This is a genomic window from Buttiauxella brennerae ATCC 51605 (assembly GCF_001654925.1).
Taxonomy (GTDB): Bacteria; Pseudomonadota; Gammaproteobacteria; order Enterobacterales; family Enterobacteriaceae; genus Buttiauxella; species Buttiauxella brennerae.
Map to the genome: position 1 here is coordinate 687,052 of NZ_LXER01000006.1, position 19,596 is coordinate 706,647.

Sequence of the window (19,596 nt, forward strand, 5' to 3'; positions counted from 1 at the left end):
AACATTGCCTGCAATTAATGTGCGGGCAACATTCCATTTTTCAAGTTACATGACGCGACAGGCAAACCCTTTCAAATACAGCCCTTCCGGGTAGGGAGCGATCACCGGGTGATCGGCGGCCTGACGGAACTGCTCTATAAATTGTACATCACGCCCGGCATCTACGGCGGCATCAGCGATGATTTTCTGGAATAAATCTGTCGTCATTAAACCGGAGCAGGAGAATGTCATCAGAATGCCGCCTGGGTTCAACAGCTGAATAGCCAGCATGTTGATATCTTTGTAGCCACGGCAAGCACCCATCAGCTGGTTCTTATTCTCGACGAATTTTGGTGGGTCCATGATAATCACGTCGAACGTTTCACCCTGGTCGCGGTATTTGCGCAGCAGTTTAAACACATCATCACGCACGAAGTCCGCTTTGCTCAGATCGAGTTTATTCAGCTCAACGTTTTGCTTCGCCACATCCAGGGCATCCTGAGATGTATCAACACTGACAACCTGGCTGCAGCCACCCATCAATGCGGAAACCGCAAAACCACCGGTATAAGAGAAGCAGTTCAGCACACGCTTATCTTCCACATACTGGCGGGTCGCAAAACGGCTGTCGCGTTGATCAAGATAGTAACCCGTTTTATGGCCGCCTTTGATATCAACCAGCAGCTTCATACCGTGTTCTTCGATTGGCAATAAGTCAGGTGGCAATTCGCCGCTCACCGGGCCTTGTGTCAATTCCATGCCTTCTTTTTTACGTACCGCCACATCAGAGCGGTCATAAATAGCGCATTCCGGGTAGAGGTTTTGCAGCGCAGCAACCAGTGCAGGGCGTTGATATTCAGCGCCTGCGGAAAGCAATTGCAGAACAAGGAATTTGCCGAAGCGGTCAATTGTCACACCCGGCAAGCCGTCAGACTCGCCCGCAATCAGACGATAACTATCCAGCCCGTCACGAGCCGCGAGCCATTCACGCCAGACCTGTGCCTGCTGCAAACGACGAGTGAAGAATGCGATGTCGATGCTTTCATTGGCGTCGAAAGTCCAGACGCGCGCACGAATTTGCGATGACGGAGAATATGCGGCACGGGCCAACCATTTGCCATTGCTGTCGACAACATCAATTGTTTCGCCGAGATTGGCTTTGCCTTCCATGCGGGCAACAGCACCAGAAAACACCCACGGATGACGGCGCAATAACGATTTTTCGCGCCCTTTGGTTAACACTAAACGTACACTCATAATTTGCTATGCTTTCTTGCTAAGAATTTGGCGCCATTTTCCGGGTTAGACCGGCTAAATGCAACGCAAGAACCCGAAACGGAGGAAGTTATGGCCACAGTATGCACACTTGCCTGGGTCCACGGCCTGGTTCAGGGGGTTGGTTTTCGCTACAGCACTCAACGTGAAGGGCTAAAACTGGGTTTAACCGGTTATGCCCGCAACATGGATGATGGCAGCGTTGAAGTATTAGCCTGCGGAGAAGCGCAGCAGGTTGAGAAACTTATCGCCTGGCTAAAAGCAGGCGGCCCGCGCAGTGCTCGGGTCGATAAAGTGCTGACAGAACCACATCAACCCGACCGCCAATGGGCAGATTTTAGTATTCGCTACTAAATACACTTCACCGGCTTTGGCAGGCCAGCAATTTTTGTTGCCTGCTTAGCCGGCCCTTTTGGAAATAGGCGATACAGATAACGGCTATTACCTTTTTCTTCACCAAACTTGTTCGCCATGGCTTTCACCAACATACGAATCGCCGGGGAGGTATTAAATTCCAGGTAAAATTCACGCACGAATCTCACCACTTCCCAGTGCTCCACCGCAAGGGTAATACCTTCTTTGGCTGCGATGGCTTCTGCAAGTGGCTCGCTCCACTCATGGCTATTTTTCAGATAACCATCGGCATCGGTTTCTATTTCTCGGCCTTCAAACATCAACATAATTATTCTTTGCTCCAGACAAACTGGCCGCAGTGTAGCAAATTTTACAGTCTCAGAAAAAACAAAGCCCCGCGAGAGCGAGGCTTTGTATGGGCTGGCCGTGAAGATTAGTTACGGTTTGCGAAGCCCAGAATGCTCAACAGGCTGATAAAGATGTTGTACAGAGAAACGTACAAGCTCACCGTTGCGCGAATGTAGTTGGTTTCACCACCACGAATGATGTTGCTGGTCTCAAACAGAATTGCACCAGATGAAATCAGAATGAACACCGCACTGATTGCCAGATGCAGAGCAGGCAATTGCAGGAAGATGTTTGCAACCATACCTACCAGCACGACAACGACGCCAGCCATCAGCATACCGCCGAGGAAGGACATATCTTTGCGCGTGGTCAGCACATAAGCGGAGCAGCTAAAGAACACCAGCGCCGTGCCGCCTAATGCCATCCCAATCACATCGCCCATACCGGCCGAAATATAGGAATTAAGCATTGGGCCCAGGATGTAACCCAGGAAGCCGGTGAAAGCAAAAGCAGCCAGAATACCGGTTGGTTTATCCGCCAGGCGGTAAGTTAAGAACATCAGGCCATACATGCCAACCAGCGTCAGAATCAGACCTGGAGATGGCAGCATCAGCACGGTGCTGGCGGTTGCGGTAATCGCAGAAAACGCCAGCGTCAGGCTGAGCAAGAAATAGGTATTACGCAGTACCTTGTGGGTACTCAGCAGTGACGAACGGTCACGCGAGGAAGTAATTATGCGATCCATTCAGAAACTCTCTCTTATTACATGTGTATATGGTGAATGAGAATAATGCCCTCCTTTATAGCACGAAAGCCCTTTTACCCATCTTTACCTTGTTGCTGATTCAGTGACAGATCGGATCGATGTCATAATTCTCACTTATATGTGGCTGAAAATTATTGCGTTATTCATATGCCATAGATAAGAGTGGTAAGCGTACCGTCGTTAATAACTCAAATAAGGCGTGTGTAATGAATGTAAGCAACCACATCACATTTATAAAATCATTTATCGCTATTGGATTGGCTAGTGCTATTTCCGGTGCCTGGGCGGCTAACGTGCCAGCAGGGACGGAACTGGCAGCGAAGCAGGAATTAGTGCGTAACAATGGCAGTGAACCAGCTTCGCTTGATCCGCATAAAGTTGAAAGTAACGTCGAGTTTAATATTCTTACGGATTTCTTTGACGGGCTGGTGGCCGTTCGCAACGATGGTTCTATTGAGCCACGGCTTGCCGAAAAGTGGGAAGAAAAAAACAACACGGTCTGGACGTTCCATCTACGGCCTGGCATTAAATGGTCTAACGGCGAGCCGATAACCGCGCAAGACGTTGTCTGGAGTTGGCAGCGTCTGGTTGATCCGAAAACGACCTCTCCTTACGCGAGTTATCTCGGTAATATGCATTTGGTTAATGCCGCAGAAATCGCACTAGGTAAGCAATCTCCAGATTCTCTTGGTATCAAAGCATTAGATTCCAACACGTTAGAAATCACCCTCACACAACCCAATGCCGCATTTCTTGCCATGCTTGCGCACCCGTCACTGGTGCCTGTAAGTAAAGCTGTTGTTGAGAAGTTCGGGGATAAATGGACACAACCAGCTAATTTCGTCAGTAGTGGTCCGTACTCACTTTCTCAGTGGGTTGTGAACGAAAAGGTCATCGGCGAACGTAACAAGCAGTACTGGGATGATAGCCACACTGTTATTAATAAAGTGACCTATCTTCCGATTGCTTCTGAAACTGCCGATATCAATCGTTATAAAGCCGGTGAAATTGATATTGTTTTGACCGTGCCACAGACGCAGTTTGCTGCATTAAAGAAATCCATTCCCGATCAGGTGCATGTCACGCCTTATCTCTCTACTTACTATTACGAATTCAATACCACCAAACCACCATTCAATGATGTGCGTGTGCGCAAGGCTCTGAATATGGGGCTGGATAAAGATATTATTGCCGGGAAAGTATTAGGGCAGGGGCAAACTCCTGCCTGGGTTGTGAGCCAGAAAAAAGTGGGTGGGATAGAAATGAAATCCCCTGAATATGCCAGCTGGAGTCATGAGAAGCGCGTAGCAGAGGCCAAAAAATTGCTGGAAGAAGCCGGCTTTAATGCGACCCATCCTCTGAGTTTTAGTCTGCTGTACAACACCTCTGAATCACATCAGCGTATCGCGATTGCGGCAAGCTCCATGTGGAAGAAAAACCTCGGTGTTGAAGTGAAACTGCAAAACCAGGAATGGAAGACCATGCTCGATACCATGCACAACGGGACTTTCGATGTGGTGCGCTATGCGTGGGTTGCCGATTATGACGACGCTTCTACTTTCCTGAATAACTACCGCACGAACGATAGTGAAAATATCTCGAAGTACAGCAATGCCGCTTTTGATGACGCGCTGAAAAACGCGGCAAAGGCAGACAACGTGGCAGAGCGCAGTAAATTCTACCAGCAAGCGGAAGATAAACTGGCGGAAGATGTACCCGCGATCCCGGTTTATCACTATGTTTTAGTTCAATTAGTGAAGCCTTATGTTGGTGGATATGCGCCAAACAACCTGGGTTTCTATTACACCAAAGATATGTTCATCAAAAAACATTGATGCCGGGTTCGTTGCAGGTAGCAAAACCTGTAACAGCTCTGATGTTAAACTAATCAAATTGTTGGCGTTTCACTCAAATAATACAGATTTGGTGATTTATCAGGCGAACGAACAAAATCGTGCTTTACAGAAAGTATGGGGATGTTTATAGTTCGCCTCGTTGGAAGCGTGGCCGAGTGGTTGAAGGCACCGGTCTTGAAAACCGGCGATCCGAAAGGGTTCTAGAGTTCGAATCTCTACGCTTCCACCAACATTCAGACCCCAGCTTAGAAATAAGCTGGGGTTTTTCGTTTTTGCCGTTTGTCAGTCAGCTTGCTGGGCATTTTGCTGCCAGGTTACGAATAAAACGACATACGTATCAATTGCTGATGTTTCACGCAAACAGAACAAAATCGGTTATTTTTCAGGCGAACGAGCTAAGCCGTACTTTACATGTCGTATGGGGATGTTTATAGTTCGCCTCGTTGGAAGCGTGGCCGAGTGGTTGAAGGCACCGGTCTTGAAAACCGGCGATCCGAAAGGGTTCTAGAGTTCGAATCTCTACGCTTCCACCAACATTCAGACCCCAGCTTAGAAATAAGCTGGGGTTTTTCGTTTTTGTCGTTTACCCATCCACTGAAATGCCTTTTTTCACGAAGGCTCCAGGTATATTCCTTTCCTCGTTTTGCTATTTAGCGCGCGTCGTTAAACGAATCAACAGCCCGCATAATGCAACAAACGTTGCCAGCCCAACCATGCCGTTCCAGCCGAAATGCTCCAGCGCTTTGCTGCCAAGTGAGGCTCCCAATGCCATGCCAATAAATACCACAGTAAACATAATGGCGTTCAGGCGGCTGCGTGCAGCGGGGTTGAGCGCATAGATGATGGTCTGGTGCGCAACCAGCGAAGCCTGAATGCCAAGATCAAATCCAATCGCACTGACCACAATAACGGCCAGTTGTGCCGGAACGGGCAGCAGCGGCATCACAAACATCAGGGCAAAGGAGATGACGACCAGCGCGGCGGCTATTTTCGTGACGAAATTGGGGCCACGACGGTCAGCGAGTGAACCTGCCAGCGGTGCAGCAAGTGCCCCTGCCGCACCCGCCAGACCAAACGCACCGGCTACCGTACTGCCTAGTTGGAAGCGCTCTGCGAGCATAATCGCCAGTGTTGACCAGAAAGCGCTGAAGGCAATCGACAGCAACCCTTGCGCCAGTGCGGCACGGCGCAGAGCAGAATACTCCATCCATAATTTACCCAGTGAGCGCAGCAGAGCGGGGTAGCGCAGTGTCGTTTCTGGCTTGAAAACAGGCAGAACGTACCAGAGTGTTAACGTAACCACCCACACGCCAACGGCCGCTATGGCATAGACGCTGCGCCAGCCAAATAATTCTGCCACTACACCGCTAAATACCCGTGAAAGAAGAATCCCCGCCAGAAGCCCGGTCATCACCATACCGACGGTTTTTCCCCGGTTGCTGTCTGAGGCAAGCGTGGCGGCGGCAGGAATAATATCCTGCGCTACTGTCGCCACCAGGCCAATCGCCAGGCTACTGAGCAGCAGCACATGCCAGGAAGAGGCGAATCCGCACAGCAAAAGTGTCAGTGAAAGTAGCGTGCCTTTAATCAGAATAATGCGGCGACGGTCAAAGCGGTCACCCAGTGGGGCGAGTAACAGAATGCCAAGCGCATAACCGATTTGCGTCAGCGTCGGCACCAGGCCGACATCACCGATACGGGCATGAAACGTGCTGCCGATAATCCCCAGCATCGGTTGGCTGTAATAAATCGAGGCCACACTCAGGCCGGCACCCAGGGCGAGCAGAAAAACAATTTTGCCAGAAAGCTGACTGTGGGTGGTTGATGTGGTCATTGCGGAAAGCTGGCTCATGGCGCGCTCCAGTGGGTTAATGTGCGGCCATTCTTATCGTTATTGCCCTCGGGTTGTAGCCCCCGGCGGGGTAAAACTGTTATACACTCAACGTATGAATAAAAACTTTAATCCCGCTGGGGATCGTATAGCCATTTTGCAAACCTTTGTGCGCATCGTTGAGAGCGGCAGTCTTTCTGCGGCTGCGTCGCAGATGGATACCACCCAACCGACCATTAGCCGACGCCTGCAAAATCTCGAGCAAATGCTCGGCGTTAAGTTAATCCAGCGCACGACGCACAGCATGAAACTGACCGACGACGGCGAGCGCTGTTATCAGCATGCACGCAGGCTGATTGAAAACTGGCAGCTTCTGGAAGATGAGGTCAGTGGTGCACGTGACGATCCCGCAGGCGTGCTGCGGGTGCGTGCGCCACATGCGTTCGGGCAAGATCAGCTTATCGGACCGTTGGGCGATTACCTGCGGCGTTATCCGCAGATCAACATTGAGTGGATCTTAAACGATCGTTCCCCGGACTTTATTCCGGAAGGCATTGATTGTGCGATCCACGTTGGAGCCATTACCGACGCTTCCATGGTGGGTATTCTGCTTGCCGAAGTGCCACGCATTGTTGTCGCAGCACCTTCGCTACTTGCCAGCTACGGACCGGTAAATCAGGTTGCGGATTTAGCGCAACTGCCCTGGGTGGCGCTGAGCAGTTTCTATCGCAATGAAGTGACGTTAAACCAACTGAGCAGTGGTGAGCCTTTCCGCTTCGATATTACGCCAAGGCTGAGCACTGATAGCCTGTATGCGGTGCGCAAGGCGGCCATAAACGGCCTGGGCGTAGGGATGGTTTCTTCATGGGTGGTGAAAGAGGATTTGGACGCGGGGACATTGCTGCACGTGCTACCCGACTGGCAGGCCGCACCGCTGCCTGTTTACCTGCTTTATCCATACGCGAGTTATTACCCGGCCCGGCTGCGCAAATTTATTGAGCTGATGAAAGAGGTGATGCCAAGTTTGACCGGGACTCGGACAGCACGTTAAAACTGACGGCGCTGATTACTGCTGATAACGCGGGGCAGGAACGCCGGTGCGAGAAGCATCGAAAATCGCCAGTCGTGCAGTTTCGTATGCTTCCCATAGCGCCAAATCATGCAGCGGTGGCACGGTCACCGCTTCGCCCTGATCTAACCCGGCAAGTGCTGCATCAACCATATTTTCAGTGGTCATGATGGACTCTGGTGCCAGATGATCCATTGATACACCGGATACTTCCCAGATTTCTGTGGCGGTTACCGCCGGTAATACCGCCTGAATCCGCACATTGCTGCCTTCAATTTCTTGCTGCAAACCACGAGTGAAATTCAGCACATAACCTTTGGTGCCGCTGTAAACGGCGCTGCCCGCGATAGCGTGAAGCGAAACTACGGATGCGATGTTGATAATGGTGCCGCTGTTTTGTGCCTGAAAACGGGTGAGGGCGGCAAGGCTCAGGCGTGTCAGCGCGGTGATATTAAGTGCTATATCGGCCTGATGTAACTCAGCGCTGCCTGCCGTAAACGGCGCAAGGTGTGCGACACCGGCATTATTGACCAGCACACTTATCCGTTCATTGCTGCGAAGTGCCTCTTCCACCGCCTGCATTCCGCTCTCCTTTGCGAGATCGGCAGTTAATGTCTGAACGTTGATACCGTGCAGAGATTCGAGTTTTGCTGCCAGTTCACGCAGGCGATCTTCGCGGCGTGCAACCAACAGCAGATCGTATCCGCGAGCGGCGAAGCGCTCTGCATAAACCGCGCCAATGCCTGAAGATGCGCCGGTAATTACTGCAACAGAAGGGGAAGTGGTCATGGCAAAGCCTCGTCGTTGAAAGTTGAAGGTTTCATAATGAAACCAAATTAAAAATAGATGCATTGGTTTTATAATGCAACCATTTTGCGTGAGATTTTTTAGTTTTACATTGCGGTGAATGTTTGATGGAGGGTTAAGGGATTAATAACGAAAGGGAACAGGTGGATGTTGCAACGCTAATCCACCCGGAATCTTACTCCACCAACACATCGGGCTGCCGGGCAATCACTTCATCAGGTGCCAGTGTGCGTCCGTCCTGCGCTTGTAACGTGAGTTTACGCAGTGATTGATGGAGTTCGTCGTCAACCAGCACGCTGCACTTCTCATGGCTATCAAACAGATACTCGCCACCCCATTGTGCCAGTGCCACCAGCACCATTTGCAGCGCTCGCCCTTTTTCGGTCAGCACGTATTCATTCCATGCACTGCCGTCGGCGGCGGGGCGCACGGTCAAAATATCTTGCTCCACCAGCTGTTTTAAACGCGCAGTCAGCATATTTTTGGCGATGCCGAGATTTTTTTGAAACTCGCCAAATCGTGTCAGGCCGTTTAAAGCATCACGCACAATCAGCAATGACCACCAGTCACCAATGATATCGAGTGAGCGGGCCACCGGGCAGAGATTGCCTTCCATACTTTTGCGTTTCATTAATCCTCCACAGGCGCAGCGCCTTTATAGTTTTATTATAAAACCTCCTGCCGGGATTGAGTAGTTTTCCTTCATGCGCTGGTTTTGCGATCTGTCCAAAAGGCGGCATCTGCTTTTTCTGCCACACTCAATGCGGCACTTTTGTGCAATAACATCTTGAGGATTAAGAGATGAATAAAAAAACGATCGCGACATTACTGGCAATGGCTTGCTTCGCACCGGCCTTTGCACAAGCCGATACCGCACCGCAGGGCTACCAACTTCAACAAGTTTTATTGATGAGTCGCCATAACCTGCGTGCACCGCTCGCCAATAACGGCAGCGTGCTGGAACAATCAACCGCGCAATCCTGGCCACAATGGGATGTTCCCGGAGGCCAGCTCACCACCAAAGGCGGTGTGCTGGAAGTTTATATGGGCCATTACGTGCGAGAGTGGCTTGCCGAGCAGGGGCTGGTGACAAGTGGTGAATGCCCAACGCCGCAAAGCGTTTACGCTTACGCTAACAGTCTGCAACGCACCGTAGCAACGGCGCAGTTCTTTATTACTGGCGCATTCCCTGGCTGTGATATCCCGGTCCATCACCAGGAAAAAATGGGCACCATGGACCCGACGTTTAACCCGGTTATCACCAATGATTCGCCTGAGTTTAAACAAGCTGCTGTGAAAGCGATGGAAACCCAGCGTGAGCAATACAAGCTGAGCGACAGCTATCAGCTGCTTGAGCAGATTGTTGCCTTCAACGACTCTCCGAGCTGCAAAGAAAAACAGAACTGCGATTTAACTGCCCAGAAAGATAAGTTCAGTGCGAATGCCAGCGAAGAACCGGGTGTCAGCGGCCCGCTTAAAGTGGGTAACTCACTGGTGGATGCCTTTACGTTGCAATACTACGAAGGGTTCCCGATGGACCAAGTCGCCTGGGGAAAAATCAAAACTGATGAGCAATGGAAAGTGTTATCTGAGCTGAAAAATGGCTACCAGGATACGCTGTTTACCTCGCCGCAAGTCGCTAAAAATGTGGCGGCCCCGCTGATTAAATATATTCAGAAAGCGCTGGCAGGAAGTAATAACAAAGGGCCAAAAATGACGTTACTGGTGGGGCATGATTCCAATATTGCGTCGCTGCTAACTGCGCTGGATTTCAATGCCTATCAACTGCCTGATCAATATGAGCGCACGCCAATCGGCGGGAAAATCATGTTCCAGCGCTGGCATGATGTGAACAACAATCGTGAATTGATGAAAGTGGAATATGTTTATCAAAGCAGTGAACAATTACGCAATGCCGAGGTGTTAAGCCTGGAAAAACCGCCAATGCGCGTCACGCTCCAGCTTAAAGGCTGCCCGACCGATGCAAATGGTTTTTGCCCGTGGGAAAAATTTACTGATGTATTAGCGCAGACGGTAAATCAGGGGAAATAAGAAAGGGAAAAACTCCCCCGCATCAGCGGGGGGAATAAGACTACACGTTCTTGCGCTCAATGGTTTGCTCACCCCAAAACAGCGAATCTTTATCCGTTTTTTCAAATGCCAACGTCAGTACTTCATCGTTGCCATCTTCCCAAATTTTCTCCGCCATTTTTTCGTCGTATTTAGCCACTTCAAAAATAGCCTCTGCTATTTCAGGAGACGTGTTTCTCAAACTCGCCCATTCACCAACATGATGAACTTTTGATTGTTGATTCTGCATTCTCTTCTCCATTAACCATTTAACTTAACTGCTAAACCCGCTACGTGTTCACCCTGGAAGCGAGCAATAGAAAGCTCTTCCTGACTTGGCTGGCGTGAACCATCCGCACCAGCAATGGTTGTGGCGCCGTAAGGTGTACCGCCGCGAACTTGCGAAACATCAAACAATTCTTGCGCAGCATAGCCGATGGGAACAATCACCATTCCGTGGTGCGCAAGCGTTGTCCATGTTGATGAGATAGTGTGTTCCTGACCGCCACCGGTGCCCGTTGAGCTAAACACGCTGGCAAGTTTGCCGTGTAACGCCCCCGATGCCCATAAGCCGCCAGTTTGATCGAGGAAGGTACGCATCTGGCCTGCCATATTGCCAAAGCGCGTGGGAGTGCCAAAAATAATGGCGTCGTAGTCGGCAAGCTCTTGAGGAGTGGCTTGCGGGGCATTTTGCGTTTTACCCCCGGCTTTCAAGAAAGCTTCGGCTGACATGGTTTCCGCAACCCGTTTTACGGTTACCTCGACGCCATCAACTTTCTGTGCACCTTCTGCCACAGCATGTGCCATGGTTTCGATGTGTCCGTACATTGAGTAATAAAGCACCAGAACTTTAGCCATCTCGCATCACTCCTTACCGTTGACGCAGCGTTTGCTGCCCTGCTTTAAAGATATGTGCTGTGGCCTAATGTGCAAATTAGAGTGCTGATTCCTTGATGCTTCGCAAGAATGAGCTTCCAGTAAGATTAGGTCACATTTTCCTTAGGTGACTATTTCACTAAAAATAAGAATATCTTATGGATTGAGCGGCAAAAAAATCACCCATTCTGGCGATTACATGTTGCAAAATATTACGGTTAACTGGTCAATTGCCCTCACTGCACTAAGCTTACTTCCACGCAGCGCGAGTTAAGCTGTGCGGTGAAAGAATCTTCTTTGACTGAATGCAATATGATGACTTAACTATTTCACCAATCCGGAGGTTAGAAATGGCAAACCATCGTGGTGGTTCAGGTAATTTCGCTGAAGACCGTGAAAGAGCATCAGAAGCAGGTCGTAAAGGTGGCCAGCATAGTGGCGGGAACTTTAAAAATGACCCGCAACGCGCCTCAGAAGCAGGCCAAAAAGGGGGCAAAAATAGCCATGGCAAAGGTAGTAGCAAGTAGTTACTCGCCAGGTTAACCCCAACCGCCGGTTTTTACCGGCGGTTTTATTTTATGTCTCCCATTGCATGGCTTAGCGCCGCATCGCACACTATCCGGCTTGCTTATCTCGTCCAGGTCATGTCATGTCTGCCTTATTGCGTCGCTATCAACTTGCCGTTAAACCTCAGGAAGCGATTCTGATCCTCATCACCATGTTCTGGGGAGGAACGTTCCTCGCCGTGCAGTATGCGATGACCATGAGTGGGCCGTTTTTCTTTGTCGGATTACGCTTCGCAACTGCCGCATTAGCCGTTGGGTTGCTGTCGATAAAATCGTTACGTGGCCTGACCTGGCTTGAAGTGAAAGCGGGTGTGTTTATCGGTGTTTCGATTGCGATTGGTTACAGTCTACAAACCTGGGGCTTACAGACCATTCCCAGCAGTAAATCGGCATTTATCACCGCGATGTATGTTCCGCTGGTGCCTGTCCTGCAATGGATTTGCCTCGGTAAAATGCCGGGAGTGATGTCGTGGATTGGCGTGGCGCTGGCGTTTATCGGCCTGATATTCCTTGCCGGGCCGGAAAACACATCCCTCACACTCGGCGCGGGCGAAATTATCACGCTGATAAGCGCTCTTGCGATTGCCGCAGAAATTATCCTCATCAGCGCCTGGGCGGGCAAAGTGGATATTAAGCGCGTCACTATTGTGCAGCTTGCTACCGCCTCGATTGTGGCATTTGCGACCATGATCCCAGTCGGCGAAAGTGTGCCATCCTTTACACCCGGTTTGCTGGTGGTTGCGCTCGGCCTCGGGATTTTTAGCGCCATTATTCAGGTGACCATGAACTGGGCGCAACGCAGCGTTTCACCCACTCGTGCGACGGTAATTTACACCGGCGAACCGGTATGGGCGGGGATCTTCGGGCGCATCGCCGGAGAGCGATTACCGGTGCTGGCATTGCTTGGCGGCGCATTGATTGTGTTGGGCGTGCTGGTGAGTGAGCTGAAGCTTAAACGGAAGAAGAAACAAGAGGCACCGCTGCCGGTGCCTGAGACTGAATGACACCATCAGGAATCCTGATGAACCACTGCACTGTCGCTCACAATCTGTGGGCGGCGGCTCAGAATAGCGTTCAATATAATTGCGCCGAACGTTGCCGTGCCAATCCCGTCGAGCGTGAAGCCGCCGACTGATAACGCGAAATCCCCCGCACCTAATACCAGTGTCACGGCAACCATAATCAGGTTGCCATTCTGGCTTAAATCAACATTGTGCTGCACCCAGATGCGCGCACCTGCAACGGCAATCAAGCCAAACACCACGATAGACGCACCGCCAATCACCGGGCCTGGAATGGTGTGAATCAGTGCGCCAAATTTCGGTGAAAAGCCCAATAACATGGCGATGCCGGATGCGGCGACAAACACCAGTGTTGAGTAGACTTTGGTTACCGCCATCACGCCGATATTTTCGGCATAGGTTGTTACGCCGCTGCCACCCACCGAACCCGAAAGCATGGTCGCAAGGCCGTCACCCACAAAGGCTTTGCCGATGTACGGGTCCATATTTTTGCCGGTCATCCCGGCGACGGCTTTCAGGTGCCCAAGGTTTTCGGCCACCAGAATGACCGCGACAGGTGCAATCAGCATCATGGCCTGAGCGTTAAATGTCGGGGAGGTGATTTGCGGAATACCAAACCAGGCCGCCGCACCGATCAGCGTAAAATCAACCGGTTTGCCGAAGCCAAAACCATTCGCCAGCACCGCGTAAATGGCGCAGGCGAGGATCAGGCCTATTAAAATCAGCAGGCGCTGGATCATGCCGCGGGTAAACACAGCAACCAGCCCGATACACAACACCGTCATGACCGCCATCCAGCTATCAAAGCTGCTGGCCGAAACGCCGCGCACGGCAATTGGCGCGAGGTTCAGGCCGATTGCCATCACCACCGCACCGGTAACCACGGGCGGCATTAAACGCTCAATCCAGCGTGTTCCTGCCTTCATAACAATAAAGCCAATCAGCGTGTACACCAGACCGCAGGCGATAATGCCGCCGAGTGCCACGCTCAAGTGTGGGTTCAGTCCTTGCCCGTTAAAGCCGGTTACCGCAATGACCACTCCAACAAATGCCGCACTTGAGCCTAAGTAACTCGGCACTCGCCCGCCTGTCACCACAAAGAACAACAACGTCCCGACACCTGACATCAGTATCGACAAATTCGGGTCAAGCCCCATCAACAAAGGCATTAGCACCGTGGCACCAAACATTGCCACCGCATGCTGCACACCCATCACCAGTGTCTGGCCGAGTGGCAGCGTTTCATCCGGAGCCACCACATCACCTTCTGTTACCGCAGTTTTCTTACGCCATTGGGGAAACCAGGAATTCGCCATAATCATCTCCAGAGAGAACACGTTTCGGCTAGCAGGCAGGCCGCATCAGTTGGTGGTAGCCACGGTCAAACCACACCAGACCGTGGGAATCGTCGTTACGTTCAAGAGCCACTAATTCACAGAATAAAATGTCATGAGTGCCTACGCTGACCACCTGGCTGATACGGCAATCAAACGAGACCATGGCTCCTTCCATCTGCGGGCAGCCGGTTACGCCGTGTCGCCAGCGGGCGGCAGAAAAACGTTCGGTCATCGCCGTCTTTCCACCAAATAAATTCGAAAGATCTTCATGACCGGCCGCCAGCGTGTTGACGCACAACGCCTGGTTGCGGCTGAAAATCGGCCACACGGACGCGCTGCGGTTGAGGCAAACCAGCAATGTTGGCGGTTCATCCGTCACACTACATACTGCCGATGCGGTAAACCCGGCGCGTCCGGCTGGACCATCGGTGGTGACAATATTTACCGCCGCACCCAGGCACGACATCGCGTCGCGAAAGGCTTGTTTTTCAATCATATTCACTCCTCAGGCGAGAACGCATGCCTCTTCAAATGCTAAACGTGGCAAACGCGAATGGGTTTTGGCCGGGTCACCGTAGCCGATGTTAATCAGCAAATTGCTTTTCCAGCCGCTTGCGGCAAAAAACTCGGCATCCACTTTTTCACGGTCAAAACCAGACATTGGCCCGGTGTGCAAGCCAAGTGCCCGGCAGGCAGAGATCAGGTATGCCGCCTGCATCGAGCTGTTGCGAAACGCCGTTTCCTGCGCCAGTTCCGGACTTGAGGTAAACCACGAACGGGCGTCGGCGTAAGGGAACAGTTTTGGCAGTTGCTCAAAGAATGCCGGGTCCCACGCCACAATCGCGGTCACCGGGGCGCTCATGGTTTTCTCTACGTTGCCCGCAGAAAGCGTGGGTTTCAGGCGCGCTTTTGCTTCATCACTGCGCACAAACAAAAAGCGGGCAGGGGAGCAGTTGGCCGATGTCGGACCCAGTCGCAGCAGGTGATAAATTTCACTAATTTGTTCATCGCTCACAGGCGTATCCAGCCACGCGCTGTGGGTATGTGCGCCAGTGAACAAGGTTTCCAGTGATTCGGACGTCATAGCATGACTCATACAATTTCCTTGTGATAAGCAGGTTCGGTTGCCAGTAAACGCAGCAGTCGCTGGTTAAAATCGCTGGCCGCGGTGACGTTACAAGCGTGTCCACCCCACGGCATGATTTCCAGCAGGCTGTCTGGTAGCGCGTTGTGCAATTCTTCAGAACAATTCCACGGCACCAGCAGGTCGTCGCGCGAACAGATAACCAACACGGGCTGGTGGATATGTGCCGCCGTGGCATGAAAATCTGCGGCCTTGAGCGCATTCAGGCGGCGAGTGAGATTTTCAGTGCCCTGAAAGTGTGCGTTGTGCATCGCTTCTTCGGCTTCCAGCCGTGGCTGGTTGGCGGCCATCCAGTCTGCCGGGTAGAGAAACAACGGTTGAGCCTGCAAATAAGCCGCAGGACCGCTATCGCGCAGCAGCGTTTCACGCACCGCAAAGCAGCGCCGGGTATGGGCGTTAAGCTGCAACCAGCCGTTGATTATCGCCAGTTTGTCGATAGCAGCGGGGTAATCCAGCGCCAGTTGCAGTGCCACCAGGCCGCCCAGCGCATGACCCAGCACGCTGTAATGAGTGATGCCCTGGTGCAACATGGCGGTGTGGATTTCCTGTGCCATATCCGCGAGGCAATAATCATTGGGCAGAGGCTCTTTATTCTCACCCGTACCGCGCTGGTCATAAATCACCAGTTGGTAGTGTTCAGACAGCGTCGCACGCTGTGGTAGCCAGTAACTGCCCATTCCACCGAGTCCGGCAATCAGCAATAAAACCGGGGCGTTGGGGACGGGGGCGGGCGTCAGCTCAATGTGCATACGCTATTTCCCGATATGCGCGACGGTGGCTATCTCAACCAACGCGTCCGGTTTGACCAGGCCGCACTGAATACAAAATCGTGCCGGTTTGTCGCCGGGGAAAAACTCGGCGTACACTTCGTTGATTGCGGCGTAGTTTGTCCAGTCGGTAATAAAAATGGAGTTAAACGTCACGTCGTCCATGGTGCCGCCTGCGGTTTCAATCACCGACTTAATGGTTTCCAGCACATGGCGCGTCTGGGCTTTAGCGTCGCCGACATACACCACATTGTTTTGCTTATCGAACGGCAACGTTCCGGAGACATACACCACGCCATCAGCGAACGTGCCGGGTACAAACGGAGCGATGGGCGTTGTAGTTCCCGGAGGAATTATCACGGATTTCGGCATGGTTTATTCCTTATCAGGCAATACGGGCGAAAGATTGTGGCTGCAACGCCTGGCAAAATGTGCCGACGTCGCTCACCCAACCAAAGAAGGTTTCGATATTGAATAATGCGGCTTGCTGCGCAAAAGCTGGCCCGGCCTGATGCGTGGCATCAGCCAGCACCACACCAAAGTATTCAAGGAAAAACCCGTCGCGCAGCGTCGATTCCACGCACACATTGGTGGCGATGCCGGTAAAGACCAGGTGGCGAATGCCGCGAGAGCGCAGAATGCTGTCCAGAGGCGTATTAAAAAAGCCGCTGTAACGAGGTTTCGGTAACACGATATCGCCTGCCTGTGGCACCAGTTCATCCACCAGTTGATAATCCCAGCTGCCTTTTGCCAGCAGAGTTCCCTGTAATTCCGGTTGCTTACGCATGGTTTTCAATGCATTGGATTTATGGAAGTTAGGCGAGCCTGGGCCGCCCGCTTCGACGTAATCGCTATCCCAGCCATTCTGGAACCAGACAATCACTATTCCCGCTTCACGTGCGGCGGCAACCGCGGTTTTGATGTTCTCGATAACCGGTTTCGTTGCCGAAACATCGAACCCGGCCAGGTCGAGATAACCGCCTTTGCTGGCATAAGCGTTTTGCATATCCACGACAATCAGCGCCGTCTGTTCAGGTGCGAATGTAATGGCTTCCGGGCGAGCAATAAGAGTGATGTTTTTCATTACGCCACCTCGCGAGCGGAAGGGGAAAGATGGGCGCGCGACTGCATCAGCGGCTGGATTTTTTCGCCAAAGGCTTCGATTCCGACCAGGAAATCATCGAACGTCAGCAACACACCTTCAGCGCCCTGCACCGTTGCTACTTCATCCAGCAGGCGGGCGACGGTGGCGTAAGAGCCGACTAAAGTGCCCATGTTGATATTGACCGCTGACGTCGGGTCAGCCATTTGCCGCACGTTGGTATTAGTGCCTGAACGGGTGTCTTTCTGGCTCTGTTCGGTGAGCCACGCCAGTGCTTCTTCGTCGGCACCCGCTTTGTAGTGTTCCCATTTAGTGCGGGCGGCTTCGTCGGTTTCATCGGCGATAATCATAAACAGCACATAGGAACCGACATCGCGCCCGGTTTTCTCCGCCGCTTCAATCATGCGGGCGGCGGTAGGGGCAAAAGCAGTTGGCGTATTCACACCTTTGCCAAAGCAGAAGTTGTAGTCGGCATATTCGGCGGAGAACGCCATGCCAGCATCGCTTTGCCCGGCGCAAATCATTTTTACCGGTTGAGCAGGGCGCGGACTTAAGCGGCAGTCGTTCATGGTGAAAAATTCACCTTTTAAATCACTTTGCCCGGTTCCCCACAAATCGCGCAGCACCGTGGCGTATTCGGCGAGGTAGTCGTAGCGGCGTGCGAAATATTCGTCACCTGGCCAGATCCCCATTTGCTCGTATTCCGGTTTTTGCCAGCCGGTCACCAGATTCACCCCAAAACGGCCCGGGGCGATGGAGTCAATGGTCGAGGCCATTCGCGCCACAATGGCAGGCGGCAATGTTAGCGTTGCTGCCGTGGCGTAGATTTGAATTTTGGAGGTCACCGCCGCAAGGCCTGCCATCAGGCTGAACGACTCGAGGTTATGATCCCAGAATTCTGTTTTGCCGCCAAAGCCGCGTAGTTTGATCATCGAAAGGGCAAAGTCGAAATCGTAGTATTCCGCTTTTTGCACGATCGCTTTGTTCAGCTCAAACGTGGGCATGTATTGCGGCGCAGTGGTGGAGATTAACCAGCCGTTGTTGCCGATAGGAATGAATACGCCAATTTTCATCGCAAGCCTCTTATTCGAGTGGGGAGCCATTTTCGAAATAGATATTGCAAACCTGATGCCAGGTTGGAAAATGCTTTTGTTATCATTATGTTGATTATTGGTTTCTATTTTTGGCGTGTTAAAACCAGACTGTTTGGTCAAAACCGGTGCACAAAAAACAGGCATTCGTGCGCGTTCAGGGTGCATACAATGCGCACTTATCACGTGGTCTTTGCTATGCTGTCGGGCAAAACAGAACGATGAGAGGGCGCATGGCACAAGGTGCGGCAGCAACGAAAGAAACCGGACGGCGTTCCAAAGCGGTAGCGGCGAAAAAGCAGGCTATTCTGGCGGCTGGGCTGGAGTTTTTCTCCCAATTTGGCATTCACGGGACCAGCATCGAACAGGTGGCTGAGCGTGCGGAAGTGTCAAAAACCAATCTCCTCTACTATTACCCGTCAAAAGAAGCACTCTATATTGCAGTGCTAAAACAGATACTCGATATCTGGCTCGCACCGCTACGTGCGTTCCGCGAGGATTTACAGCCGCTGGTGGCGATAAGCGAGTACATCCGGCTGAAACTTGAGGTTTCCCGTGATTACCCGCAGGCCTCGCGCTTGTTCTGCCTCGAGATGCTGCAAGGCGCACCGCTGTTGAAAGCGGAATTGACGGGCGATTTGAAAGCGCTGGTTGATGATAAATCAGCGATCATAGCCGGTTGGGTTGAAAGCGGAAAACTGGCGGCGGTTGATCCGCATCATTTGATATTCATGCTGTGGGCCACCACTCAACACTATGCGGATTTCGCGAGCCAGGTCGAAGCGGTGTCGGGCAGTAATTTACAGGACGAGGAATTTTTCCGCCGCACGGTCGAAAACGTGCAGCGGATGATTATTGAAGGCATTCGTGTGCGTTAGTTTTAGCGGAATACGCAGCTAACATCACCTTCTTCACAATGTAGTGTGCTTTTCAGCAGTTCAGTGCGTTCGCGGGTTTTATCCGTCATGCATTGTGCGTGCACCATCGGTGCGACGGACGCACCGTCTGCGCCAGAGGTTAAGAATGCACAGTCGGCGTCACGAAACGCGATCCACGCATTTTGCGCCGCTTTTAACTGGGTTTTCTGCGTGTCGGTGGCGAGTTTCATTGCCTGTTTATACGTCTGGTTAAGTAAGTCATCCTGCTTTTTGTATTCATTGCCATAGCACTCGTTAAGACCGGCCTGCGATGATGCATCACCGCAATTGTCGGCCAGAACGTTTGCACTCAACAACAGGCCAGCTATAAGTAGACAAACGCGTTTCATCATCATTCCTCGAGGAAAAAGGCCTCCGTAGGTCGGATAAGCGCAGCGCCATCCGACAAAAGTGGTGGA

At 51.9% G+C, this 19,596-nt stretch carries 23 protein-coding genes and 2 tRNA genes; 9 read left to right on the forward strand and 16 right to left on the reverse strand.

Annotated features, from left to right (window positions below):
- Positions 1-45 precede the first annotated feature (45 nt).
- Positions 46-1,236 carry a 23S rRNA (cytosine(1962)-C(5))-methyltransferase RlmI gene (gene rlmI, locus M975_RS04320; protein ID WP_064557597.1) on the reverse strand — a complete coding sequence of 397 codons (1,191 nt, stop codon included), beginning with the start codon at positions 1,234-1,236 and terminating at the stop codon, positions 46-48.
- A gap of 90 nt (positions 1,237-1,326) precedes the next feature.
- Between rlmI and yccX the strand changes: the two genes are divergently transcribed.
- A complete protein-coding gene (yccX, locus tag M975_RS04325) occupies positions 1,327-1,608 on the forward strand; it encodes an acylphosphatase (RefSeq protein WP_064557599.1) in 282 nt (93 codons plus the stop codon).
- Here yccX and tusE read toward each other — a convergent pair.
- Both tusE and yccA read right to left on the reverse strand, forming a co-directional pair.
- Positions 1,605-1,934, reverse strand: a complete 330-nt coding sequence (gene tusE / locus M975_RS04330) for a sulfurtransferase TusE (protein WP_064557601.1) — start codon at positions 1,932-1,934, stop codon at positions 1,605-1,607. The genes yccX and tusE overlap by 4 nt on opposite strands.
- Before the next feature lie 107 nt (positions 1,935-2,041).
- The gene (gene yccA / locus M975_RS04335; RefSeq protein WP_064557603.1) at positions 2,042-2,701 is read right to left on the reverse strand and encodes an FtsH protease modulator YccA; all 660 of its coding nucleotides are present in this window, start codon (positions 2,699-2,701) and stop codon (positions 2,042-2,044) included.
- A 227-nt stretch (positions 2,702-2,928) separates the two neighbouring features.
- On the opposite strand from yccA, the gene M975_RS04340 reads away from it, so the two are divergent.
- The 3 genes from M975_RS04340 (at position 2,929) to M975_RS04350 (ending at position 5,111) form a co-directional block, all read left to right on the forward strand.
- On the forward strand, positions 2,929-4,557 hold the full coding sequence (locus tag M975_RS04340) for an ABC transporter substrate-binding protein (protein WP_064557605.1): 1,629 nt from the start codon (positions 2,929-2,931) through the stop codon (positions 4,555-4,557).
- A gap of 162 nt (positions 4,558-4,719) precedes the next feature.
- Positions 4,720-4,807 (forward strand) — tRNA-Ser (locus tag M975_RS04345).
- Positions 4,808-5,023: 216 nt separating this feature from the next.
- Positions 5,024-5,111, forward strand: a tRNA-Ser gene (locus tag M975_RS04350).
- Positions 5,112-5,224: 113 nt separating this feature from the next.
- On the opposite strand, the gene M975_RS04355 is transcribed toward M975_RS04350, so the two are convergent.
- Complete coding sequence (locus tag M975_RS04355) at positions 5,225-6,430, reverse strand: MFS transporter (protein WP_064557607.1); 1,206 nt, start codon at positions 6,428-6,430, stop codon at positions 5,225-5,227.
- A 94-nt stretch (positions 6,431-6,524) separates the two neighbouring features.
- Here M975_RS04355 and M975_RS04360 point away from each other — a divergent pair, with 94 nt between their 5' ends.
- A complete protein-coding gene (locus M975_RS04360) occupies positions 6,525-7,460 on the forward strand; it encodes a LysR family transcriptional regulator (RefSeq protein ID WP_064557676.1) in 936 nt (311 codons plus the stop codon).
- Positions 7,461-7,475: 15 nt separating this feature from the next.
- Here the strand turns inward: M975_RS04360 and M975_RS04365 are convergent, their stop codons facing one another.
- Positions 7,476-8,267 (reverse strand): SDR family NAD(P)-dependent oxidoreductase, encoded by a 792-nt coding sequence (locus tag M975_RS04365; RefSeq protein WP_064557609.1) that lies wholly within the window; start codon positions 8,265-8,267, stop codon positions 7,476-7,478.
- Between the two features lie 193 nt (positions 8,268-8,460).
- A complete protein-coding gene (locus M975_RS04370) occupies positions 8,461-8,916 on the reverse strand; it encodes a winged helix-turn-helix transcriptional regulator (RefSeq protein ID WP_064557612.1) in 456 nt (151 codons plus the stop codon).
- Between the two features lie 170 nt (positions 8,917-9,086).
- On the opposite strand from M975_RS04370, the gene agp reads away from it, so the two are divergent.
- Entirely contained in the window at positions 9,087-10,337 is a 1,251-nt protein-coding gene (agp, locus tag M975_RS04375) for a bifunctional glucose-1-phosphatase/inositol phosphatase (RefSeq protein WP_064557614.1), read from the forward strand.
- A gap of 40 nt (positions 10,338-10,377) precedes the next feature.
- Here the strand turns inward: agp and M975_RS04380 are convergent, their stop codons facing one another.
- On the reverse strand, positions 10,378-10,605 hold the full coding sequence (locus M975_RS04380) for a YccJ family protein (RefSeq protein WP_064557616.1): 228 nt from the start codon (positions 10,603-10,605) through the stop codon (positions 10,378-10,380).
- Positions 10,606-10,616: 11 nt separating this feature from the next.
- Positions 10,617-11,213: an NAD(P)H:quinone oxidoreductase gene (gene wrbA, locus M975_RS04385; protein WP_064557618.1), complete on the reverse strand. Its 597-nt coding sequence runs from the start codon at positions 11,211-11,213 to the stop codon at positions 10,617-10,619.
- A gap of 368 nt (positions 11,214-11,581) precedes the next feature.
- Between wrbA and M975_RS04390 the strand changes: the two genes are divergently transcribed.
- Both M975_RS04390 and M975_RS04395 read left to right on the forward strand, forming a co-directional pair.
- On the forward strand, positions 11,582-11,758 hold the full coding sequence (locus M975_RS04390) for a con-10 family general stress protein (protein ID WP_034456279.1): 177 nt from the start codon (positions 11,582-11,584) through the stop codon (positions 11,756-11,758).
- A gap of 122 nt (positions 11,759-11,880) precedes the next feature.
- Positions 11,881-12,801, forward strand: a complete 921-nt coding sequence (locus M975_RS04395) for a DMT family transporter (RefSeq protein WP_064557620.1) — start codon at positions 11,881-11,883, stop codon at positions 12,799-12,801.
- A gap of 5 nt (positions 12,802-12,806) precedes the next feature.
- On the opposite strand, the gene rutG is transcribed toward M975_RS04395, so the two are convergent.
- From rutG to rutA, 7 genes are read right to left on the reverse strand one after another with little or no spacing between them, the layout of a single operon-like run.
- Positions 12,807-14,135, reverse strand: a complete 1,329-nt coding sequence (gene rutG / locus M975_RS04400) for a pyrimidine utilization transport protein G (RefSeq protein WP_064557622.1) — start codon at positions 14,133-14,135, stop codon at positions 12,807-12,809.
- Positions 14,136-14,163: 28 nt separating this feature from the next.
- Positions 14,164-14,652, reverse strand: coding sequence for an NADH-dependent FMN reductase RutF (rutF, locus tag M975_RS04405; protein WP_425338988.1), 489 nt, complete (start codon positions 14,650-14,652; stop codon positions 14,164-14,166).
- 9 nt (positions 14,653-14,661) lie between these two features.
- Positions 14,662-15,252: a malonic semialdehyde reductase gene (locus M975_RS04410; RefSeq protein WP_064557624.1), complete on the reverse strand. Its 591-nt coding sequence runs from the start codon at positions 15,250-15,252 to the stop codon at positions 14,662-14,664.
- Positions 15,249-16,049: a pyrimidine utilization protein D gene (gene rutD / locus M975_RS04415; protein WP_064557625.1), complete on the reverse strand. Its 801-nt coding sequence runs from the start codon at positions 16,047-16,049 to the stop codon at positions 15,249-15,251. The genes M975_RS04410 and rutD overlap by 4 nt, the downstream gene beginning before the upstream one ends.
- Before the next feature lie 3 nt (positions 16,050-16,052).
- Entirely contained in the window at positions 16,053-16,439 is a 387-nt protein-coding gene (gene rutC / locus M975_RS04420; protein ID WP_064557626.1) for a pyrimidine utilization protein C, read from the reverse strand.
- Positions 16,440-16,452: 13 nt separating this feature from the next.
- Positions 16,453-17,151, reverse strand: a complete 699-nt coding sequence (rutB, locus tag M975_RS04425; RefSeq protein WP_064557627.1) for a pyrimidine utilization protein B — start codon at positions 17,149-17,151, stop codon at positions 16,453-16,455.
- Positions 17,151-18,242 (reverse strand): pyrimidine utilization protein A, encoded by a 1,092-nt coding sequence (gene rutA, locus M975_RS04430; protein WP_064557677.1) that lies wholly within the window; start codon positions 18,240-18,242, stop codon positions 17,151-17,153. The genes rutB and rutA overlap by 1 nt, the downstream gene beginning before the upstream one ends.
- Before the next feature lie 251 nt (positions 18,243-18,493).
- On the opposite strand from rutA, the gene rutR reads away from it, so the two are divergent.
- The gene (rutR, locus tag M975_RS04435) at positions 18,494-19,138 is read left to right on the forward strand and encodes an HTH-type transcriptional regulator RutR (RefSeq protein ID WP_064557628.1); all 645 of its coding nucleotides are present in this window, start codon (positions 18,494-18,496) and stop codon (positions 19,136-19,138) included.
- 2 nt (positions 19,139-19,140) lie between these two features.
- On the opposite strand, the gene M975_RS04440 is transcribed toward rutR, so the two are convergent.
- A complete protein-coding gene (locus M975_RS04440; RefSeq protein ID WP_064557629.1) occupies positions 19,141-19,527 on the reverse strand; it encodes a lysozyme inhibitor LprI family protein in 387 nt (128 codons plus the stop codon).
- Positions 19,528-19,596: the final 69 nt, after the last annotated feature.